The following is a 21,599-nucleotide window of genomic DNA, read 5'->3' as shown; positions in this document are numbered from 1 at the left end:
GTCACCTATATTTAAGAACATTAAATGTGGCTTCGTGTATAGCGCCTTTACCGCCTAGCCTTTTGCCAAGATCACTTTTTGTATCCACTTTTAGCTTGCTTCTACTCCCAAGCGATGGCTTTATTACACCCCCACCTAAATGATGCGTCGTATTTGCCGGGTTATTCATATCAAAAACACCAGCAGCCTTTTGATTTTTAGTAAGTGCCCCTGCACGATGCTTGACTTCAAATACATGTAAATTTCCTTGCTTGTCACGTGCTACAAAGTCTGCTCGCATACGACTTCCATTTACTTTCATAGTCAGTTCTTCAGCGACAATTGTATAGCCATTCTGTTCAAGGTCGTGCTCAGCTTTTTTGGTTCCCTTCTTACCACTAGCAGCGCTTTTACACCATCCAAATGGATCAATCCACGTAAGCGGATTAGGTGCATACACATATAGATTGTAATCACCCTCCAGACCTATAGGATCCTGCGTTATAAATCTTCCAGCACACGGGTCATAATATCTAAAAACATTGCAATGCAGTTCAGTCTCGCAGTCAAAGTACTGCCCTTGAAAACGAAAGTTTTGCTCAATTCTTTCAATATGAACGCGCTCGATTTCACCCCACGAGCGGTACGTAGCCTGCCAAACAATTTCACCTTTACTGTCCGTTAGCTCCAGCGGCGTCCCAACCTGGTCATTATGAAAGTAATAAACCTTCTGTTCTTCTCCTTCAGCCTGATCGACCCGAGCCAACGGCGCGTAGCTATCCGGCTCGTAGAGATACAAAATAGTTTGCTCAGGCGTTTCCTCTCGCAGCATCCTCAAGCCCTGCCAGAGAAAACGCTTCAGCTCGACCCGGCCATCGACTTCGGCCCGTTTGGCCACTCGCCGCCCAAGACTGTCATACGAATAGTGCCCGGCCGCCGTGAGCTTACCCGCCACAAACGTCTCGGCCTTGACCAACCGATTCTCACAATCGTACTCAAATCGCTGCTCCGTAGCAGGCCCCGCGAACTTCTCGATCAGGTTGCCCCACGCATCGTACCGGTACTCGCAATTACGCCACTTGGCGATCCGGTTGTCCGCCACCCTGGCAAACTGCCGTGCATTGAAATCCAGTCGGTTGCCTGCCGCATCGTAGCGAAACTCTTCACTGCTGAGAATCGAACCTGTATCACGACTGTGCAACTGCCCATTGGCTTGATAGGTATACCGCGTCTCACCCCGCAGCTTATCCAGCGTACGCACCAACTCCCCCGCTGGATCGTACTCGTAACGGCGATGAATCGGGTTGTAGCGGTGCTCCACATACAGCTCCGTATGGATCCCCGCATTGTGCACCTGCGACAGCTTGTCGGCAGGCAGCGTCGAGGCGTACTGCCAGGCCTTGCGGCCCATGGCGTCGTAGCCGAAGCAACTGGTGAGCTTGCCTTGGGTGCGATACACCTCGCGGTGCAGGTCGTCACGCTCGATGTCGCTGATGACCTGCCCATCCAGATTGATCTGGTGCAGATGACCACTGCCGTAATACAGGTGATTGATCTTGCGTCCATCGGGCAGGGTCAGTGTGGTCAGGTTGTCCAGCGGATCGTACTCATAGCCCAGGATGCCGTCGGGCGTGATCTCCCGGGTCAGTCGCCCCAGGATGTCGTACGCGTACTCGAGCTTCTCCGGCAAGATGCCCATCGTGCGCTTGGCACGGCCTGTGGGCTGACGTTCGATGCTCAGCAGGCGGTCGCTGTCATCGTAGGTGTAGAAGTGCTGGCCGTCCGTATTGGTCCTGCTGATCAACCGGCCGATCGTGTCGCGCTCGAATTCGGTGTGTCGCTCCGGACGCTCGCCATTTTCGCCATAACCGATCTCATCCAACCGGATAAGGTGGCCGCTCACGTTATAGGCAAAACGCCGCGTCAGGTCGTCTACCCGCACCTCTTCGCTTAGGCGATCCGAGGCGTCGTAGGCGAAGCGGTAGCTGGCATTGTTTTCGTTGACCAGCGCTGTCAGGCGGAGGGCCTTGTCGTACTCATAGCGTACCCATTCACCATTGGCATCCTGGCGTGCGCTGGGCAGGCCGCGGGCAGTGCGCTGAAGGCAGGTGGTCTGGCCCTTGCCGTCGGTGTGGGTGAGCACCTGGCCCAATGCGTTGTAGGTGAAGGTTTCCTTGCTTCCATCAGGGTGCGCGATCCGCAGCACCTCACCATCGGGCTTGCGCTCAAGGCGAGTGACGTTCTGCAGCGCATCGATGACTTCGACCAGATGCTGGCGCTCGTCATAGCGATACCAGGTGCTCTTGCCCGAGCAGTCCTGGAAGCGCTCGACCTGAGCGTAGCTGTTCCACCACAGGTATTTGGATTTGTGGGTAGGGTCGATGATGGTGTGCGGCAAACCGTCCGGACTGTTCAGGTATTCGGTGACCTGCCCGAGTGGGTCGGTCTCGGACAGCAGCGTGCCTTCGTCGTCGTACTGCGCTTTCCATACGCTGCCGTCGGGGAAGCGGGTTTCGATGACCAGAGGCGTTCCCAGATGATGCTTGTAGCGGATGCTGCGCCCCAGCGGATCGGTTTCTTCGACCAGGCGGGAATACTCGTCGTACTTGAAGGCCAATCGATTGTCGTCAGGCAGGGTGATGCCGATCAGGTTGCCAAACTCATCGAAATCCATGGCGTAACGCTCGCCGCCAAAGTCGCGGCTGGCAATGACACGATTATCCTTGTTGTACTGGACCTCCAGCTCACGCCCCAGTGCGTCAGTCGCCCAGCGTGTACGCGTGGCAAAGTCATAGCGGAACTGGTAGTGCTCGCCGTCCCCGGTCCAGTGCTCGACGACGCGGGGTTTGCCGTCCAGGACTTCCCAGCGGTAGTCGCAGGTCAGGTCCAGCGCATTGGTGTGCTGGGTCATGAGCCCGTCGGTGTAGCTGAAGCGCCGCACCGTGTCGCCGTTGCGGTTGATCACGGCGTTCAGTTGACCGCGGTCATCGTAGCGGTACCGCACTAAGGTCTCGACAGCCACGTTGTCGACCACACGCTTCACGTCGGTCAGACGGCCCAGGGGATGATCGTAGTGCAGGTGCACCCGGTGCGGCCCGGGCGCGACGATGTCGGTCAGGCGGCCATCGGCACTGCGCATGAAGTGCAGGTAATGGCCAAAGACGTTTTCCATGCGCTGCAAGGGCACAGGTGTGTCGTCGTTCGGCACTTCGCCGAAGTAGAACAACAGGTTGTCCATTGTTTGTAGCAGGTAGTGCCCACCCTGGGTGCGCACCAGATGAATGCTTTCGTGGGGGTTGTAGATGCTTTGCCCAGGCTCAAGATCAACGAACGGAACAAGCCGACCCTGGTTGTCGGTGAGGTAGACGAATCCGCCGCAGCGGCTCAGGCTCTGCTCCCAAGGCAAAACCCAACCTTTACCCAGCACGCTGTCGACGGTCAGGTCGCTGGCGTAGAAGCGCGTCCACTCCAAAGGCATCAAGCCTGGCAGAGAAAAGTCGATTTCGTCGGTCAGTACCTTGCGGCCAATGGACAAGTCCACCGGGTTGCCAATGAACCCACCCAGGGCCCGGTCGATGGCAGGGCCGATCACGTACATGCCGGCGAAGTAACCCGTGATGATGGAAAGCCCTGTCGTCAAGGCGCACGGCATCATTGCCTTGAGACCGCCTTGTAGTCCCAGTCTTCCCATAGCAGCAAGCGGACGCCCCATCGAGGCGGCCAGGATCAGAAGATCGGCGCCTATCCGCATCTTGTCGGTGACTTCTTCATCCACCGGCAGATAGCGTTCAGTGCCGCCCCCGATGAATACATTGTTCGAGCCGGAAGAGATCCGTCCGCCGCAGGTCAGCTTGTCACCTTTGCGCGCGGCGGGCTTTCCATTGATGAAGACGTTGGTGGAGCCTTCGGCAACCCTTACCGTCGCCGGGTGTTTCTCGCACTTGGCCGTGCTGTCGACGGCGACGGCTGCGTTGCGGTTGTTGATGAACACGTTCGGTGAACAGCCCGGCCTGTCGATCTGTCCTGCAGGTGATCCTTGCGAGGCCCCCCACGACTCGAGTAGTTGCGACGGCACGCTGGCCGTCAAGCCTATGATGGCGCCCAGCAAAAAACCGCCCAGCCCACCTGTACACATCATGAACGAGCCGACCAGTGCCAGCCCTATTCCGATGGCTGCCCCAAGCAGAAATCCTGACAAGGCACTGGTGTGCTCGATTTCATCATGCAAGCGCGCTGCTTCGAACATTGGATCAGCCCTGGGTCGAATGTTCTGGAATATCTGTCTGCCGAGGCACGAAGCTGCTCAACAGCGCCTGCCAATGCTCGTCTTGCTCGGCAGTAAAGGCGTTTTGACTTGTCGTCGAGAACACCAGAACTCGTTCCGGACCGACTTCGACCGCTGCTTGACGCTGATGGATAGGCTTTGCGTCCTTCAGGTAGTGCGCCGTGATCTGTATCCCGGTCAAAGGCTGTGTGGACGATAGAGCCACAGGCGACTGATCGATGACCGTATACCCGCGCAGTTGAGCACCAATGAGCTGGACCTGGCGTGCCACGTAGGTGTCGAGGTCTTCCCCCGGCAGCATCGTATCGCGTCCAACACTGATGCTCAGCGCCGCAGGCAGGGCGTTGTCCTGGACGAACATGTTGACCGTGCGGTCCTGAAAGCCGGTCGGCAACGTGATGGAGCCTTCGTGCATCTGATAATCCATAGGCGATACGTCCTTGAAAACGTGAAAGGTCATGGGTGCTGATACATCGTCATGTTCGCCAACATGGCGTCGAATTCGGGCAGCCAGTCGGCCAATGCCGATTCGTTGGGATCGATGAGCGTGGACACCTCGAGCCATTGGCAGCCCTTATCCTCGGCCGTCATCAAGAGTGCGCCGACCGTGCGGCCATAGCGGCGCTGTTGTCCGACCACGAAGGCATAGTCCAGGCTGATCGCGGGGTGGCCAGCCAGTACGTAGTCCGCTTGCTGCACCATGTCCAGGCCTGGATGGCGTTCATGCAAACGCTGTTTGAGCTGGTCCACGACCTCAGCGAGTTCAGCGACTTTCGGCACACTCGTGATGTACGCTGAAAACGAAACAGGACGGTAACCCCGCTCGAGCGTGGCTTCCACTTTCTGGAAGGTCATGTCACCGGGCAGGCGTAGCGTCAGCCCGGCAATGCACAGCGCATTGAGACGGACGTCAGGCGTCAGTACCGGAGGAGGCGCCACGCGTGCGGCTTGCGCTTGCGCATCAAGACGCGTTTGTTCGGCCTGCTGCAGCGCCAGTGCTTCGGCAGCCTGTCGCTTTTGGTATAACCGGTCGTAGAGATTGGGTCTGGACATCAGAAGAGCGCCTCAATCTTCGTTGATATCAACGCGACCACCCTTGACCAACGTATGGTTGTTACCAGTGACGTTGACGTTGTCTGCCTGAAGCGTGATCTCCGTCGGCGTCAACTTGATCTTGCTGGTACCCACGACCAGTTCGATACTCTGTTGGGCGCTGACGTGAATGAGGTTCTCGTCGACTTTCAGCGTGTAGCTGCCTTTGGTGACATTCACCAAGGTGTCGCCCTGGATCTGCTCTTTATGCTGACCGCTCACTTTGATCGTGCGGTTATTACCCACCTCATGGCGCTCATCCAGCTCGATCTCCGTGTCCATGTTGCGCTCGGCATGCATGATGATCTGCTCGGCGCCCGCCTTGTCCTCGAAGCGAAAGAAGTTGGCCGTCGCGCCATCCCCTTTCATTGATCGCGTCAAAAACCCGCTCTGGGTCTTGTTCGCCGGCAGCGACCACGGCGGCGTGTTGTTGCTGTTGTACAGGCTGCCCATGATCAACGGCCGATCCGGGTTGCCATCGAGGAACACCACCACGACCTCATCCCCAACGCGCGGGATCAGGATGCTGCCGAACCCGCCACTGGCACCAGACTGCGCCACCCGCACCCAGCACGAACTCTGGTCGTTGAACTCGCCGTTGCGGTCCCAGTGGAACTGCAACTTCACCCGGCCCAGTTCGTCGGTGTAGATCTCCTCACCCGGTGGGCCGACGACGATGGCGGTCTGGGGGCCACTGATGACACCGCGAGGGGTTTGCTGGACAGGACGGAAGGTGATCTTGCGGCGGATACAGGTGAAGGCGTTACGGTAACCGGCTTCACCTTCATTGGAGTAGTTGTTGCGGCCCCAGTGGTTGACCGACAACAGCAGAAACGCCCGATCTTCCGGGGCATCGTTGTCATGGTCATAGTGCTGGGTGAGCTGGAAGTGGCGCCCAGGCTCCATGGCCCGGCAGTTGCTCTCGCCGCTGAAGGTCTTGCCGTGCACTTCCATCGCTTCGAGGCGATGACGGGCCTTGCGCGTCCCTTCGTCGAGGTCGGAATAGCCGTACAGCCCTTCGTACTCGAACATCTCGTACTGGCCGATCTCGCCTTGCTGGTTGATCGAGTCGAGCTGCACCAGGTGCGGGTTGCGCGGCTGCTTGTAGTCGTAGGACTTGAGGGTCAGTCGGGTCGGCTGCAGGCGGCGGCTGGACGACCACGCCGTAATGGAGTCGGCGGTCTCGGTGACCGAGGCGCTGTGGTAGCGGATCACCGGCTGGCGCTCCAGCGGCGGCAGCTCGCTGCTGTCGTCGCTGATGATCATCCGGTGGCCCTCCTGGCTGTGCTCGAAGGTGAAGAACAGCCCTTCCTGCTCCAGCAGGCGCAGCACGAAGTTGAGGTCCGATTCCTGGTACTGGGTGCAGTAGCTGATGGGCTTGAGCGGCTTGCTCAGGCGGAACTCGTGCTCGGCGAGGGTCAGGTAGTACGCGAAGACTTCCTTGATGATCTGCTCGGTGGTCTTGTCCTGGAAGATGCGCGAGTCGCGGCGTCGGCTGAGGATCCAGATCCACGGCACCAGCTGGGCGGTGTAGTTGGCGATGCCGCCATCGGCCCCGGTGTGCACGAAATCGGAGACGTGCGCGCTGATGTAGCGTGTGCTGCCATCGGCCAGGGCGATGCCCAAGGTGACCTTCTTGCCGATCAGCTTCTTGAGCTCGATGCGCGCGTCCTGGGAGATCAGGTGCACCTGGAAGCTGAATAGCTCGGAAATGGCTTCGCGGCCGGAGAAACTCAGGAGTTGCAGCTCCTGTTCGGGCGGGAGTGGCGAGTCGAAGGTGAACAGCCGTTTGTGCTGGGAAAACATCGACTCCAGCGCGTCCATCAACATATCACTGCATCCTGCGTCAAGTGGGAAACCGTCCTATGAGAGCGTGTCGAAACGCACGTGTCAACAGGTTGGATCCCATTCAAAGAGGACCGTTCAATCTCGATGCAGTGGGAAACCCTTATTCAATCTGGCCTGCGAAAGAAGAGCTCGAAATTGTATCTAATTACATCAGGAGATCAGGCTTCGCAAAACACGAGCTCCACATTTTTATCCCACACAAAGTGTGAAGCTATATACAGGTGCATTGCAAAAAGAAAAACAATATGTTATTGCTTAAACTCATCTATCAGGACCTCCAATGCTTGTTGTTATTCATCGATCGCCGATACATCCCTCCCGTGAGCGCATACACCCATCCTAGTAGCGCTTTTGGCGTCACCACTAATACTTTCTGCTTTGAACATTGCTGACTGTTCAAGTAAATTAGTTTATGCCTACCCACAAAAAAGAGGCGTACCGCTCAATTGTATCGTGCTCGAATTCGGCATGTCGTTCTGGCCACTCGCCACGCTTGCCGTAACCGATCGCCAGCTATAGCAAGGCTCTTGAAATGCTCAGTTGATCAGCACAGCCCCTTTCTCTCCCCGCTCCTGCTGCACGATTTTCACAACCAGTTGCCAACCACCCTCTTCCAAAAAATGTTTCCCGAAGAAAACGTAATTGACGAGCCCGCCATATCCCTCGGCGTTGCCTTCGGACACTTCAAACTGGTGCATAAACGTCATTGGCTCAGCGCCTATGAACCGCCAGCTAGGCTCGTCAACCCAGACTGGAAATGCGCCATTATATTTGAATTTCTCTGTCAGCTTTTTTGCTACCCATAGGACAGAGGGTTTCGGACGGGGCTAGGGACGAAGTCGCATATTCGTCTGGTGTCGATCATGCGGGGGTGTCAGATCGCCTGATCCTTGTCTCGAGTCGTGGAGCACGTGGCCTGGACATTTGACGCGCACCGGATGCGCAAACGGCCTTGCTCTGGCCCAGAACTGTTTGCAACCGCATCGACAGCGCCGAGTGAATGCCGAGCAGACAGCACGCTCATGAAGACTGACAGCCCATACGGAAGACTGCGTAACAGCAACATCGCACTCCAACACAGCGCTGATACCGTAAAGGGTGCATGCACGATGGTTGTACCTGCCGAACTCATCAAGCCTACGAAGATCAATGCTTCTCCGGTACTTGCGCTCAAACGCTGTCGAAACGATCGAAGCAGCGTTTGTTTGGGCGTGACGTTGAAGCGCACTGACCGTGAACGCAACGCATGCCAAACTGCACAGGCGACGGCATGGTTCAGCGCTTGGCTTGCAAGTACTGACAACCAGGCGTTGTGGTTGCCATCGGGGCTGTAGCGTACGTAGAAGACAGCCTGCATCAACAACGTGAGCAGACACGCTGTGCTCAGCGAGACAGAAACGAGCAGTGGATACTCAGATTGCGGTAGCACTGACGTTGCTGCTAGCAACGACCATGCGATAAGGCCTACGGTCAACAGCAGACCACCGGCCTGGGCAATCCAGTGCATCCACCCCATGACAAATTGATAACGCTGTGCAAGCGATAACGTTGCTTGGCCCAAAAACAGCGCTCGTGCATGTTCGATGAGGATCTGAATGGCTCCGGTCACCCACCGCGCGCGTTGTCGCTTGTAGTCGCTGAAACTGTCAGGCATCAGGCCCTTGCCATAAGACACGGGCAGGTATTTCATCTTATGTCCCTGCTGAAGAATTCTTACGCCCAGCTCCGCATCTTCGCATACGCACCGTTCCGACCAGCGCAGCGTCTTCAGCACACTGGCACGGATGAGCGTCATGGTCCCATGCAAGATGATGGCATTGAAATTATTGCGGATGAGCATGCCCGTATTGAAAAAACTCTTGTACTCGAAATAGCACAGCCGTTTGAACAAGGACGTTTGATCTCGATAATCCTGGGGGGATTGCACCACCGCCACGTGAGGGTCATGGAAAAAATAAACCAGGTTGAGCCAGTCTGGCTCAATCTGGTAATCCGAATCGATGACCGCAATGAGGTCGACATCATCGGAGGTTTTATCGAGTAAGAAATTCAGCGCGCCGCCCTTGAAACCGCTGAGCTCATCCACGTGCCAGAAATTGAATTTGCTGCCCAGTGCCTGGCAATGCGCCTGGACCGGCCGCCAAAGCGCTGCCTGCTTCGTATTGTTATCGAGGACATGAACCTCATAGTCGCCATAGTCCAGACGGCTTAAAGACGAGAGCGTGTGGATGACCATGTCGGCAGGTTCGTTTCTGCAGGCGACATGGATGGCCACCTTGTAGGCGGTCGATTCAGTCTCTTGGCTCGGCGTGGAGAACCGAGGTTGCCGGGGCATGAGATAGCGCTCGACCATCTCGTGTAGGGAGATTGCCAATACCGTAGTGCACCAGATTACCCACACCACGAGCAGAAAGCCTCCCAACGACACAGGTAACGCAGACAATGCATGCCATCCTTGCTCGGCAAGCATGCCAACGTGGGTGATCGCAGTGATGAGCATCAGTGCTTTACCTGCAGTGCTTCTGAAGAAGTCGTAAAGAAAGACTCGAACGCCCGTGCAGGGGATAGACGTCCCTCCTGTCAGTATGAACTTGGCCGTTCCATTACGTTTGAACAGGCCCCAGTACGCGCCTACCGTGCCCTCGGAACGCTTCCAACGTTGGTCGAAGGCTTCGATAACATTGTAGTCGACGTTTTTCTCCGTCAACCGTGTGGTCAAAGACCTGAGGTATTCCGCCTGCTGATACGCATCGGCGGGCACGGTATTGATCGCATGGCCGCTCGACGGCCAGCCTACTTCGCCTACGAAGACCTTATGTTCAGGAAACGCCACATGCACTTCGTTCAAGGCGCTCAAGGTATGATCCACTGCCTCTGTAAGGTCGACACCTTCCCAAAAGGGCAGTATGTGGAGGGTGATTTCATCCGTGCACTTGGCCAACGCGGGATAGCTCAGCCATGTGTGCCAGAGTTCCGCCGTCGTGACAGGCAGCGTTGTCATCGCTTTGACTTCAGTGATGTACGCCTGGAGGCGATCAATCGACACGTCATGCCTGAACAGTGTTTCATTCCCGACGATCACGCGCACGATGTTCTTATGCTTGCGCAACAGTACCCGTGCCCGCGCGATCTCCCTGGCATTTGCCTGTTCGTCCGAGCCTATCCAAATGCCAAGACTTACCCGGAGGTTCATCGACTCGGCAATCCGAGGTACCCAGGCCTGCGCACCCGAAACGGAGTACGTCCGGATATGCGAGACGTGCCGACACAAGCTAGACAACTCGCGCCTGATCTGTTCGATCGTCACACGCTTGCGCTTTTCGATAGACGTTCTATTCGAATAAGGCGTATAGGACACGCTAGCGATCGTGTGTGTCAAAGGCGCTATAGACGTTGACCGACGTCGCTGAATGCACCTCAGCACCACCGGAATCAAAAACATCGATAGCCCACTGACCAGGGCCGCCCATTGCAGTAGGCTCATTGGCATACCTCGATCTCGACGATAGGCATGGCAGGCGAACACCGCACATGACTGCAGCGGCGGCAGGTATCACCTCACTGCGCCCATCATGACAAAGGGCTTACCGGTTAAGCAGCTGTCAATATTGTCAGTTCGCGATTCGAGTACGACTGCTGCCAGCCTCTCTTTTCCCCTTCCATAAAAAAGGGGCGCATCGCTCACACGATACGCCCCTCCCCTTCGCAGCCCCCGGCTCACCCCACACCGCTGACTACGTGCAACGTGCAGCTAGCCACTAGCCACTCACTCCTTGTCACTCGGCTTGAGCACCTTGTCCCCATGGGTATCCAGCGTCGCCCGCACCTTGGCCACGGCCTCGGCACTCACCACCGACGCTTCGTTCGACCAACCCTGACGCAGGAAGCTGGCCAGCTCCGCCACCTCCTGATCGCTCAACCGCTGGGCAAAGCCCGGCATCGGCAGCACCGAAGGCGCACGCTCGGTCGATGGCGTTTGCGCACCGGCCAGGATCACGTGGATCAATGCAGTAGCGTTCTCGGCGTTGATGATGGTGGCGCCGTCCAGGCGTGGGAACACCTGGGAGGCGCCTTCACCCGAGACGAAGTGGCAGGCGTTGCAGTTGTCCAGGTACAGCCGCTGGCCCAGGGTCAGGTCCTTGGCGGCGGTCAGCTTGGCGGTGGTGGCCTCGCTGCGCGCCGGCTCATGACGGTACCGGTGGCCTTCGCCGTCGATCGACTTGAGGTAGGCCGCGATGGCCTGCAGGTCGTCGTCGGTCATGTGCGAGGTGCTGTTGGCGACCACGTCGGTCATCTCGCCGGCCACCGAAGCCTTGGCATTACGGCCAGTGCCCAGGTAGTCGACGATCTCTTCGTCGGTCCAGTGCTTCATGCCGCGCAGTGCCGGGACGGCCCAGCCGTTGAGTTCGGCACCGGCGAGGTAGTCGCTGGCGCTGTCGTCCAGGCCCTTCTCCTGCATGGTCAGGGCCCGCGGGGTGTGGCACGAGCCGCAGTGGCCAAGGCCTTGCACCAGGTAGGCGCCACGCGCCAGCTGGGCATCGTCGGCCACGCCCGGCGAGGGCTTGGCCGCTTCGTCGACGCTCGGCGAGAACAGCGCGCGCCAGTAGGCCAGCGGCCAGCGGATCGACAGGGGCCAGGGGATGTCGTTGGCGACGTTCTCCTGGGCCACCGGCGCGACGCCGTGCATGAAGTAGGCGTACAGGGCTTCGAGGTCCTGGTCGTCGACCTTGGCGTAGGACGGGAACGGCATGGCCGGGTACAGCGCACTGCCGTCGTGGCCGATGCCGCGGCGCAGGGCGCGCTCGAACTCGCCGTAGGTCCAGTCGCCGATGCCGGTGGCCTTGTCCGGGGTGATGTTGGTGGAGTAGATGGTGCCGATCGGCGAGGCGATGCCCAGGCCGCCAGCGAACGGCTTGCCGCCGTCGTGGGAGGTGTGGCAGGCCACGCAGTCGCCGGCACGGGCCAGGTAGGCGCCCTTGTCGATCAGTTCAGGCGTCACCGGCTGGGTCATCTGCGCGGTGGCATCGCCGGAGCGGTTGAGCAGCAGGCTCACCGCCCAGCCCAGCAGCACCGCCAGCAGGCCGAGGATCACCAGCACCAGCAGGATGGAGCGGAATCGAGTCTTCATCGTCGCGCGCCTCATGCCTGCACCAGTGGCCCAGGGTTCTTCAGGTACTGGTCCTTGATCGCCTGGGCGGCGAACAGGGTCAGGGCGCCAATCAGCGCGGTGGGGTTGGCCTGGAAGTTCTGCGGGAAGGCATTGCCCCCGGGCACGAAGACGTTGTGCACGTCCCAGCTCTGCAGGTAGCGGTTCAGCGCGCTGGTCTTGGGCGATTCACCCATGATCGCGCCGCCGACGTTGTGGGTGGAGACGTACTGGGTGATGTCCCAATGCGATTCCATCGTCAGGTAGCTTTCGCTGAAGCTGTCCGGGTTCAGCTCCTTGGTGATGTCGCCGACGATGCCGCGCAGGTACTGCTGCAGCTTCAGCTCGTTGGGCTTCCAGTCGAAGGTGATGCGCAGCAGCGGCTGGCCCCACGGATCCTTGTAGTTGGGATCGAGGTCGAGGAAGTGCTCGCGGTAGGACATGCAGCCGGTGGAGATGCTGACCTTCATGGAGTGGCCGTACCAGTCCTGCAGGCCTTCCTTCCAGCCATCGCCCCAGTCCGGGGTGCCGGCCGGCAGTGCCGTGCCGATGGGCGCGCCGGTGGCCTGGGAGCTGTGGATCTTGGCGCCGCCGATCACGCCCAGGGCCGGGCCGTCGAAGTTGCCCGGCGAGATGTCGTTGAACATCTGCCCCGTGGCGCCGGCGGTGGCGAACGGGTTGAAGCGCTTGTCCTTGAAGAACAGCGTGCTGCCACCGACGCTGAGGTAGGCATAGTTGCGCCCGATCACGCCTTCGTTGGTCATCGGGTCATACGGCTTGCCGATGCCCGACAGCAGCATCAGGCGCACGTTGACGAACTGGAACCCGGCCAGCACGACGAGCTTGGCCGGCTGGAAGACTTCGTTGCCGTCGTTGTCGGCATAGGTCACGCCACGGGCGGTCTTGCCGTCCGGGTGCAGGTCGACCCGCAGCACGTTGGCGCCGGTGCGGTAGGAGAAGTTCTCCATGCGCTTGAGCGAATCCATCACCGCCGTCTGCGGCGAGGCCTTGGAGTAGTTCAGGCACGGGTACTTGCTGCAGAAGCCGCAGTAGTTGCACGGGGCGATCTGGTTGCCGTAGGGGTTCTTCCAGGCCCGCGACACGTTGGCCGAGGGGTTGGGGAACGGGTGATAGCCGAGGTTGCGGGCGGCCTGGGCGAACATCGTGTTGTTCAGCGTGTCCTGCAGCGGCGGCAGCGGGGCCGGGTTGGAGCGCGGGCCCTCGAACGGGTCGCCGCCTTCGATGATGCGGCCCTGGAGGTTGCCGGTGTTGGCCGACAAGCCGCAGATCTTGTCGAACTTGTCCAGGTACGGCTCCATCTCTTCCCAGGTGAAGGGGAAGTCGCCGATCTCCATGTTCTCGGGCAACTGGCCGGGCTTGTAGGCCTGGTCGGCGTAGGTCTTGAGCTTGAGGTCGGTGGGCGTCGGGCGAATCAGCACGCCGGTCCAGTGCAGGCCCGAACCGCCGACGCCGGTGCCAGGCACGAAGGCGCCCCACTGACGAGTGGGCAGGGCCACGGTGTTCATGTTGTGACGCACGGTCAGGGCCGCCGCCTTGGGCGTGACCATGATCTTGTTGCGCAGCCCGTAGGCGTACTGGTCCGCCGGCTTGGGGTAGGCGAACTCGGCGTTGGTGCGGTCTTCGCCGCGCTCGAGGGCGCGGACTTTCAAGCCGGCCTGGGCCAGCTCGATGCTCATCAGCGAGCCGGTCCAGCCGAGGCCGACGACGACGACGTCGACTTCGTCATTGGTGATCTGTGCCATTTCTGCAATCCTTCAATGCTACTGCTTGTCCAGGGTTCAACCGCGCGCGCCGCTGAGGCTGACCGGCCCGAGTGGGTACGGGACGTTGTGCTGGGCGACCCATTCCAGGTAGCTGGCGCGGGCACCGGGGAAGCCGATGGCGATCCACGCCTTCATGCCGCGGTTGCCGCCGTAGATCGGGTCGGCCAGGTAGCCCTGCTTGGTGTTTGTCAGCAGTTCGGTGAAGAACAGCTTGGATTTGAGCGCGGTTTCGCCGGCGGCGGTGAAGTCCACCTGCCCGGCCTGCAGCTGCTTGAGCACGGCGGTCTGGGTGGCCGCGTCCAGTGCCGTGAAGCCACGGCCATGGGTGGACTGGCACCAGGCGTCGGTGCAAGCGATGCCCTTGCGGTAGATCTCCTGCGGCGTGTAGGGCAGCTGGTAGCCCAGGGTGGGCGGCGCGTTCACGTCGAACGGCCCTTCCAGGTACAGTTCGCTGCCCAGGTCGCCGGCCAGTTGCTGGTCGAGGAACACCGGCACGTTGGCCTCCAGACCGCCCGGGCCACGCCCGCCAGCGGGGATCAGGCGGTCGCAGGCCGCCATGACGAAGGCCCATTCGGTGGCACTGAAGAAGGTCGGACGGTAGGCATCGAGCTGCGGCGCGATCATCTCGGCGGCATCGGCGGCGCTCAGGCCCTGGATCGTCACGCCGATGGCAGGTAACGCGATGAGCGAAGAAAGCAGAAACTTCCTCCGTGAGGTTTGCTTCGACAACATTGTGGATTCACCTATGGCTGATCACTAGGGACCGGGAGTACGCGCTGACTTCTGTCGGTCAGCTGATGCAGATGAACACCGCGGCGATCTGCCACACATCCCTGGGGTCAGGCAGTCGACTGTTTGCGCGCAAGATGGTTCATAGCTGGCTAACATCTTGTCATAGGTGGGTGCTTGACAGGTAATTCGAATGTCGTCGAGGGGGTTTCGATGTGGTTGATGTGAAAGGGGTTTGGGAGAGGTGGGTGAGCTTTAGCAAGCGGTTTGAGCCTGTCAGGTAGAGGGTCGGTTCGAGGGCTGGGCTGATCGGGCGGGTTTTTGCGGGAGGGTTCGGCGGGGCGGATTTCATGGGCCCTGCGGGCCCAATCGCGGCACGGGGGCCGCTCCCACAGGTGACCGCGATAGCCTGCGACCCCGCGATGGGGCTATGAGTGAGCGGCCCCAGCCGGGGCGCCGGACCGGCCGCGATGGGCCGCAAAGCGGTCCTGAAATCGGTTAGCAATGAAGCTCCGGATCCTGTTAGCTATCGCCATGTTCTCTGCGCGACAGCGCGGCGCCAAGGCGGCCGGCGGACTCCCACATGAGACCGCGATTGCCTGTACCACTGCGGCGGGTGTAGGAGCGGCCCCTGTGCCGCGATTGGGCCTGCAAGGCCCACAAAGTCCGCCCCTCGATCTTTCCGGCACACCTCGCGCTCGCAGCGCCGACCAGCGTCCCGACCGTGAGCCCTGACTCTCCCTCACAACCAACTAGCGCCCACCGTCCGACCGCGCATTCTCATCTAACGACGTGGCAGGCCGTGGCTTCACATGGTCATGCCCGGTCGGGTCGGGAATTTGCACCACGTTGCCGTTCTGCCAGGCATCGGCGCCGCGCTCCACCGGTGCCGGTCGAATCTTGGCCCGGGCCTGGCGGTGTTCCTGCGTATCGACCTGCATGCGCAGATCACGCTGGCGCACCATTTCGGCATCGGCCTGGCCGTCGGCGGTGAAGCCCATCATCAGTTGCGGCACGCCCAGGGGCAGCGCCTTGTCCTGATCGGTGTGCCAGGTGTGCCAGGTCTTGCCGTAGGTGTCGGCCAGCTTGGCCATCAGCCGGGTCTCGGCAGCCAACGGCACGCCCGGGGCGATCAGCTGGCCGGAGGTGACTTCGTGGGCATGGCTGTGCCACAGGGCCTTTTCCTTGGCCGGCAACTGCGCGAACAGGCGCTTGCTGATGATGTACTCCACCCCCATCAGGCGCGCATCACGCTGGTTGCCGTCGTAGATCACGCACTGGATGAGCTCTTCGTTGACGATGGCGCAGTAGTGATGCGCCTCCATCTGCACGTGCGGGTGACCGTTGTAGAAGTGGAAGCCATCGAGGTAGGTGTTGAGCTGATCGATGGGCGCCTGGCTTTGCAGGGTCTGCGCCCCCAGCTCCAGCGCACGCGTGTCGGCCTGCTTGGGCGCGCCTGGCACGTCGACGGGCGAGGCGGTGTCGCGTCCGGCGCAGCCTTGCAGCGCCAGGCACAGCAACCCCAGGCTGGCGATGACGGTGCGGTTCGAGGGTCTGGCGATGGGCATGGTGTCCTCCTTGAGCGGTAATGAGCGCGACGGATCGTCGCCTGTGCTAGAGCAGAGGCCGTGGCGACGCGAAAGTTTGATCGGGCTGCGCCTGCAACTGCTTGCGCACCTCGAGCGCATTGCCCAGGGCGGCCCCAGCGGCCGTGTTGTCGAAGATGCACCAGGTAGGGACCCCAGCGGCCGCCGACTCGAGCAGCCGCTGGGTGAACGCGTCCAGCCAGGCGGGCGTGTAGTCGCTGTAGTACACACGCGGTGTGCCGTGCAGTCGCCAGTACACCAGCCCGGGCCATCCTGAAGGCCGGTCGTCGCCGTCGAACCGTGACGGATCGGCTGCCACGCGGGCAACCTGCAGATCGTCGAGCAGGGGCTGTGCCTGCTGCCAGGAGGCGTGACGCGGCTCGATGGCCAGCCCGCCGTGATAACGCTGGCGCAGTGCCCGCAGGAAGCGCTCGACGAGTACCGGGTCGAACGCCAGCGAGGGCGGCAACTGGATCAACAGGCAGCCCAGGCGTTGCCCCAGCTCGCCACAGGCGGCGAGAAACGCCTCCAGTTCGGCTTCGCACGCCACCAACCGTCGCTCGTGGGTGATCACCTTGGGCAGCTTGGCGCAGAAGCGAAAGTCGCAGGGCACCGTCTCGGCCCACCGCGCATAGGTGGTCGGGCGATGGGGGCGGTAGAACGAGCTGTTGATTTCCACGGCATTGAGGCCCGATGCGTAACGCTCGAGCTGGCTGCCGTCACGCGGGAAGCGTTCGGCATGCGGCTGCGACAAGGCCCAGCCTGCAGTCCCCAGATAGATCATCGGCGGTCTCCCGTATCCTTCAAGGTGGAGCGGCCTGCCAAGCGGTTGGTTCCCGTCAGCCTGTACCGCTCAGGCCACGGCCAGAGCGTCGATGAGCAGCGGCGATTGAACTACTCCCCTGCGTTTTCGATCTCAAGCGGCAGTGGTACCCCCATTGGCTCCAGGCTCTCGGAGAATACGTCATGCGCCATCTATTGCTGGTCCCTTCGCTGCTGCTGTGCCTGCCGGTCGGCACGGCCCTGGCCGACAACACCGTTCGTCACGTGGCGACGTCGGCAGGCCTCTCGGCTTCCCTGTATTCGACCTTCAAGGACGACAAACGCATCATCCCGGCTCAGGACGAGCTCTCCGCGTTCGTGGCCAGCGATGGCGCCATCCGCGGTGCCTACGTCGAATCGGCCCTGCAACAGGTTCGTCAGTCCAACCCTGGCCTGCAGGCCAGCGACGCTGATCTGGCCAAGGCGATCCTGGCGCACGACGAAAGCGTCGCCAGCCGCTAAGACCCTGCAGGTCGGTCTGCCAGTCGTTCATCGGCTGGCGGACCGGCATCTGCCCTCGCTTCCTTGCCCCCGCCTGCTGCCGCCTCCCCTCTCACCACCCTTGCCTGCCTGAGCACACCGGCGCCCGCCGCCCCTCCCTTCGACCGTCCGTCCGTTAGAGGGCACGCCTGCGCCTGAACGTTGCCCCATCTTCAGTAGGTCAATCCCATCCAGGAGACTCACCATGAAGCGAATTCGTCCACAACACATCGCTCTTGCACTCTGCCTTGGCATTGCAGCCCCCATGGCCATGGCGGCCACCACCGGTGCTCAGACGCCCGGCAGCCCCGCCACCCAGCAGGGCCATAACGGTTCTGCCGCCGGTGCCGGCAACGGCGGCGGCGTCGACAACTCCAGCTCCGGCAGCATGAACGGCGGCACCGGCTCGACCGGCAGCGGCATCAGCCATGACACCGGCAACACCGGTGCCGAAGGCGCCACCGGTTCCGGCGCGGGCATGGACTCCGACACCTCGGGCGGCGCAGGCACCATGCCTGGCTCGAACTCGGGCGTCGGCGGCAAGACCGACGGCGGCAAAGGCATCGGCAACCCGACCGGCGACGGTGTCGGCACCGGCAGCGGCGGCAGCGGCTCCGGCATGGGCAGCGGTTCGGGCGGCGCTGGCAGCTGAGCCCGCCCACGCCTGCGCGTCGGCGCCTTCATGCCGACGCGCGATGACCGACCTGAGGGGCGTGCACGTCCTGTGACGCGCCTCGGTCGGCCTTGATGCCCTGCCATCCGCTTGTCCCCCTGCTCCACCCCGCCCCCGCGATCCAGTCGAACTCCAAAATCCCTTGCCCAGTCACACGGTCAGTGCCTCTGCACTGGACACCCGTGCCTTACAAGGAGATTGGACATGCGTTTCTCACTACCCCTGCTGCGTCTGCATGCGCGCCCGCTCGCGCTGGCAGGCCTGCTGCTTGGCGGCATCCCCCTGGCGCACGCCGATGACGTGCTGCTGGTCGGCAACAAGGCTGGCGCCACGGTCTCGGCCTTGAACACCGAAGACGGTCATCCGGTGTTGACCTTCCCGGTCGGTACCGGGCCTCACGAAGTGGCCGTGTCGGGCGACCGACGACTGGCCGTGGTGGGCAACTACGGCGCCCCGAACCAGGCCAACAACAGCCTGAGCGTGCTGGACTGGCCAGGGCGCAAGGTGGCACGCACCATCGACCTGGGCGAGAACGCACGCCCCCATGGCATCCGCTTCCTGCCCGACGGCCAGCGTGTGGTGGTGACCACCGAAGACAGCCAGCGCCTATTGGTGGTGGACGTCGTCCAGGGCAAGGTGCTGGACTCGATCGACGTCGGCGACGGCAAACCGCACATGGTCGCGCTGTCCCCGGATGGCCAGCGTGCCTACGTGACCCATGTCGAGAACGGCACGCTGTCGGTGGTCGACCTGCAGGCCAAGCGCAAGATCGCCACCGTGCCCACCGGCAATGGCACCGAAGGGATCGCCATCAACCCGGCCGGGACGCAGATCTGGGTCAGTAACCGCGACGGCAACGACGTGGCCATCGTCGATGCCAAGCGCCTGGAAGTCACCGAGCGAATCCGCACCGGCGTGTTCCCCATCCGCATCGCGATGACCCCGGACGGCAAATACGCCCTGGTGACCTGTGCCAAGTCGGCCGAACTGGCGGTGATGGACGTGGCAGCACAGCGCGAGATCAAGCGCATCGGCCTGACCAAGGAAGGTGCTCAATACCGTCGTACCCAACTGGGCGCCGAGGCCTTGCCGATCGGGGCGACGGTGTCGACCGATGGCAAGCATGCCTATGTGGCCATCAGTGGCGGGGACGAGATCGCGGTGATCGACACGTCCAACTGGACGGTGTCCACGCGCTGGCCAGCCGGGCCGGAGCCGGATGCACTGGCGATCGTCGACGCTCAGAAGGAGTGAGACGGTCAGGGTCAGGGCCGTGCACCTGACCCTGCCAAGCTGGCCATGCGCCGCCTCATCCGTCCAGGCACTGCGCCCTGCCCGGTCGATGCGGCGACCCTCAGATCACCCCTTGCAACCACCGGATGGCCACCAGGTGCACAGGGTAGAACCCATAGGCCCAGCGCCCCACCGGCCAGACCCTGATGCCTTCCTGACGCAGCAACGCCAGCCCTATCGGAACGGAACAGGCAGCGGCCGCCAGCACCAGCGCCCCCTGTGGCTCCAGTGCATGGGCCCGCAGCCCATCGCTGGTTAGGTTGCCTGCGACCACCAGGACAACCGGCACCGCCGTGCCCACCCCACCTGAGCGCAGTGCCAGCAGCCAACCGGCAGGCAACAGCACGCCGGGCAGGCCGTACATCAAGCTGGAGCTGGTCAGCAAGGCGATCAGCAGCGCCAGGGCTGCACCGAGTCGTGCCAGGCGGTCCTCGACGTGAACGCCATAGGCCACCAGCACGCCCAGGGTCAGCGTCGGCATCACGTTGAGCGTCGGCGAGCCGGTGTCCAGCCAGCGGTAGGCCGGCTCGGAGACGAGGCTGAAGACCACCATCCATGCCAGGTAGCGACCATGCCGCGCCGTGCGGAACGTACCCGGCCCCGTTCGCCCGACGTGCCAGGCGATGGCCAGGCAGAACAGCGGAAAGGCCAGGCGGCCCGGCAGTGCCAGGCCTTGCAGGCCGGGCCAGAGGTAGCGCAGGTGATCGCACAGCATGCTCAGCAAGGCCACCCACTTGACCAGGTCGAGCCCTGCGGCGCGGGCACTCAACCGCCCTGCTCCTGCCCCTGGGAGGCCCAGCGGGCCAGGGGCAAGGGCGGGCGCTGGTCGAAGATGCGGTGCCAGACCTGCCCCAGCACGTCCGAACGCAACAGCGAACGCGTGCCACCGCCGGGCGCGCGCGTCGGCACGATCGGCTGCCAGGCGCCTTGTGCGTCGCGCCGGGCCATGATGAAGCGGAAGGTGTAATGGCCTGGCATGCCCATGCGCAGGTCCGTCACCACCAGTTGATCATCGATCACGTCGTAGCGCAGCCAGTCGCCGGTGAACCAGCGAAGTCGCTCATGCAAGGGCACCCCCTGCAGGGCGGCGGCCAGTTCCAGATGGCGGGGCTGGCGCAGTTGCTCGGGCGGGTCGCGATCGAACACGCTGCCGACCCCTTCGTAGTAGTGACCGTCGGCCGTCTTGGCCAAGACGCGAAACACCAGCGACGTGAACGCCAGCGGCATGGCCTTGACCTCGGTGACCTCCACGCCCTGACGCTGCAACGAGGCGGCGAACCGGTGCTCGGCCCCTGCCCGCGCTGCCGTGCCTGCGCCCAGGTAGGCCGCGCCGAACAGCACGGTGCCCAGCAGCCAGGCCATGCTGCGCGCCGTCATCCCCTTGCACGCGGCATAGACCACCGCCGCCAGCATGGGCAAGGTATAGACCGGATCGACGATGAACACGCCCGACCAGCTCTGCGGCGTGACGGTGAGCGGCCACAGCAGTTGCGTGCCGTACACGGTGAAGGCATCGAGCACAGGGTGGGTGATCAGGACCAGCCAGAAGGCCAGGAACAGTCGGGGCCAGTGATACGGTTTGTCCGGCCAGTAGCGCTGCCCGAGCCAGGCCACCAGCCAGGCGAGCAGCAGCGCGACGGCCGTGAGCATGAAGAGCGAATGCGAGAAACCACGGTGATACGTCATGCTCGAGACAGGATCGGCGTAGCGGATCATCACGTCTAGGTCCGGCAAGGTGCCCAGCGCGGCGCCATAGACCAGCGAGCGTCGCCCCTGTATCCGCCCGAGTACCGTCCCCTGGAGCGCGGCGCCGAGTACGGCTTGTGTCAATGAATCCACTGTCGATCCTCTGCTGGGAAGTGGGAGGCTGCAAGCTGCAAGC

Annotated in this window: 16 protein-coding genes; 3 read left to right on the top strand and 13 right to left on the bottom strand. The window is 61.8% G+C overall.

Annotated features, from left to right (window positions below; translation table 11 throughout):
• Window position 1: 1 nt before the first annotated feature.
• The 11 genes from G7Z99_RS03225 to G7Z99_RS03175 all read right to left on the bottom strand — a co-directional run bounded on the left by G7Z99_RS03225 (window position 2) and on the right by G7Z99_RS03175 (window position 17,233).
• Window positions 2–4,225, bottom strand: coding sequence for an RHS repeat-associated core domain-containing protein (locus G7Z99_RS03225; RefSeq protein WP_181091982.1), 4,224 nt, complete (start codon window positions 4,223–4,225; stop codon window positions 2–4).
• 4 nt (window positions 4,226–4,229) lie between these two features.
• The gene (locus tag G7Z99_RS03220) at window positions 4,230–4,691 is read right to left on the bottom strand and encodes a DcrB-related protein (protein WP_181091980.1); all 462 of its coding nucleotides are present in this window, start codon (window positions 4,689–4,691) and stop codon (window positions 4,230–4,232) included.
• Window positions 4,692–4,720: 29 nt separating this feature from the next.
• Entirely contained in the window at window positions 4,721–5,317 is a 597-nt protein-coding gene (locus tag G7Z99_RS03215; RefSeq protein ID WP_181091978.1) for a hypothetical protein, read from the bottom strand.
• Window positions 5,318–5,329: 12 nt separating this feature from the next.
• On the bottom strand, window positions 5,330–7,186 hold the full coding sequence (locus G7Z99_RS03210; protein WP_181091976.1) for a type VI secretion system Vgr family protein: 1,857 nt from the start codon (window positions 7,184–7,186) through the stop codon (window positions 5,330–5,332).
• Window positions 7,187–7,740: 554 nt separating this feature from the next.
• Window positions 7,741–7,902: a hypothetical protein gene (locus tag G7Z99_RS03205; RefSeq protein ID WP_181091974.1), complete on the bottom strand. Its 162-nt coding sequence runs from the start codon at window positions 7,900–7,902 to the stop codon at window positions 7,741–7,743.
• Between the two features lie 176 nt (window positions 7,903–8,078).
• The gene (locus G7Z99_RS19985; RefSeq protein WP_181091972.1) at window positions 8,079–10,562 is read right to left on the bottom strand and encodes a glycosyltransferase; all 2,484 of its coding nucleotides are present in this window, start codon (window positions 10,560–10,562) and stop codon (window positions 8,079–8,081) included.
• 408 nt (window positions 10,563–10,970) lie between these two features.
• Window positions 10,971–12,332 (bottom strand): c-type cytochrome, encoded by a 1,362-nt coding sequence (locus G7Z99_RS03195; RefSeq protein ID WP_181091970.1) that lies wholly within the window; start codon window positions 12,330–12,332, stop codon window positions 10,971–10,973.
• Between the two features lie 11 nt (window positions 12,333–12,343).
• Window positions 12,344–14,113: a GMC family oxidoreductase gene (locus G7Z99_RS03190; RefSeq protein WP_181091968.1), complete on the bottom strand. Its 1,770-nt coding sequence runs from the start codon at window positions 14,111–14,113 to the stop codon at window positions 12,344–12,346.
• Window positions 14,114–14,149: 36 nt separating this feature from the next.
• On the bottom strand, window positions 14,150–14,866 hold the full coding sequence (locus G7Z99_RS03185) for a gluconate 2-dehydrogenase subunit 3 family protein (protein ID WP_181091966.1): 717 nt from the start codon (window positions 14,864–14,866) through the stop codon (window positions 14,150–14,152).
• Window positions 14,867–15,615: 749 nt separating this feature from the next.
• Window positions 15,616–16,431, bottom strand: a complete 816-nt coding sequence (locus G7Z99_RS03180) for an OBAP family protein (protein ID WP_181091964.1) — start codon at window positions 16,429–16,431, stop codon at window positions 15,616–15,618.
• 46 nt (window positions 16,432–16,477) lie between these two features.
• Window positions 16,478–17,233 (bottom strand): DUF72 domain-containing protein, encoded by a 756-nt coding sequence (locus G7Z99_RS03175; protein WP_181091962.1) that lies wholly within the window; start codon window positions 17,231–17,233, stop codon window positions 16,478–16,480.
• 182 nt (window positions 17,234–17,415) lie between these two features.
• On the opposite strand from G7Z99_RS03175, the gene G7Z99_RS03170 reads away from it, so the two are divergent.
• The 3 genes from G7Z99_RS03170 to G7Z99_RS03160 all read left to right on the top strand — a co-directional run bounded on the left by G7Z99_RS03170 (window position 17,416) and on the right by G7Z99_RS03160 (window position 19,678).
• Window positions 17,416–17,733: a DUF2388 domain-containing protein gene (locus G7Z99_RS03170; RefSeq protein ID WP_181091960.1), complete on the top strand. Its 318-nt coding sequence runs from the start codon at window positions 17,416–17,418 to the stop codon at window positions 17,731–17,733.
• Window positions 17,734–17,956: 223 nt separating this feature from the next.
• Window positions 17,957–18,403 carry a hypothetical protein gene (locus tag G7Z99_RS03165; RefSeq protein WP_181091958.1) on the top strand — a complete coding sequence of 149 codons (447 nt, stop codon included), beginning with the start codon at window positions 17,957–17,959 and terminating at the stop codon, window positions 18,401–18,403.
• Window positions 18,404–18,628: 225 nt separating this feature from the next.
• Entirely contained in the window at window positions 18,629–19,678 is a 1,050-nt protein-coding gene (locus G7Z99_RS03160) for a YVTN family beta-propeller repeat protein (RefSeq protein WP_181091956.1), read from the top strand.
• A 100-nt stretch (window positions 19,679–19,778) separates the two neighbouring features.
• Here the strand turns inward: G7Z99_RS03160 and G7Z99_RS03155 are convergent, their stop codons facing one another.
• Together G7Z99_RS03155 and G7Z99_RS03150 are read right to left on the bottom strand one after the other, a co-directional pair.
• Window positions 19,779–20,486, bottom strand: a complete 708-nt coding sequence (locus tag G7Z99_RS03155) for a conjugal transfer protein TraX (RefSeq protein WP_258196938.1) — start codon at window positions 20,484–20,486, stop codon at window positions 19,779–19,781.
• Complete coding sequence (locus tag G7Z99_RS03150; RefSeq protein WP_181091954.1) at window positions 20,483–21,556, bottom strand: metal-dependent hydrolase; 1,074 nt, start codon at window positions 21,554–21,556, stop codon at window positions 20,483–20,485. Before G7Z99_RS03150 ends, G7Z99_RS03155 begins: the two co-directional genes overlap by 4 nt.
• Between the last annotated feature and the right edge of the window lie 43 nt (window positions 21,557–21,599).

This window comes from Pseudomonas entomophila (genome assembly GCF_013523165.1).
Taxonomy (GTDB): Bacteria; Pseudomonadota; Gammaproteobacteria; order Pseudomonadales; family Pseudomonadaceae; genus Aquipseudomonas; species Aquipseudomonas entomophila_A.
This window is presented reverse-complemented; position numbering and strand designations above follow the sequence as displayed.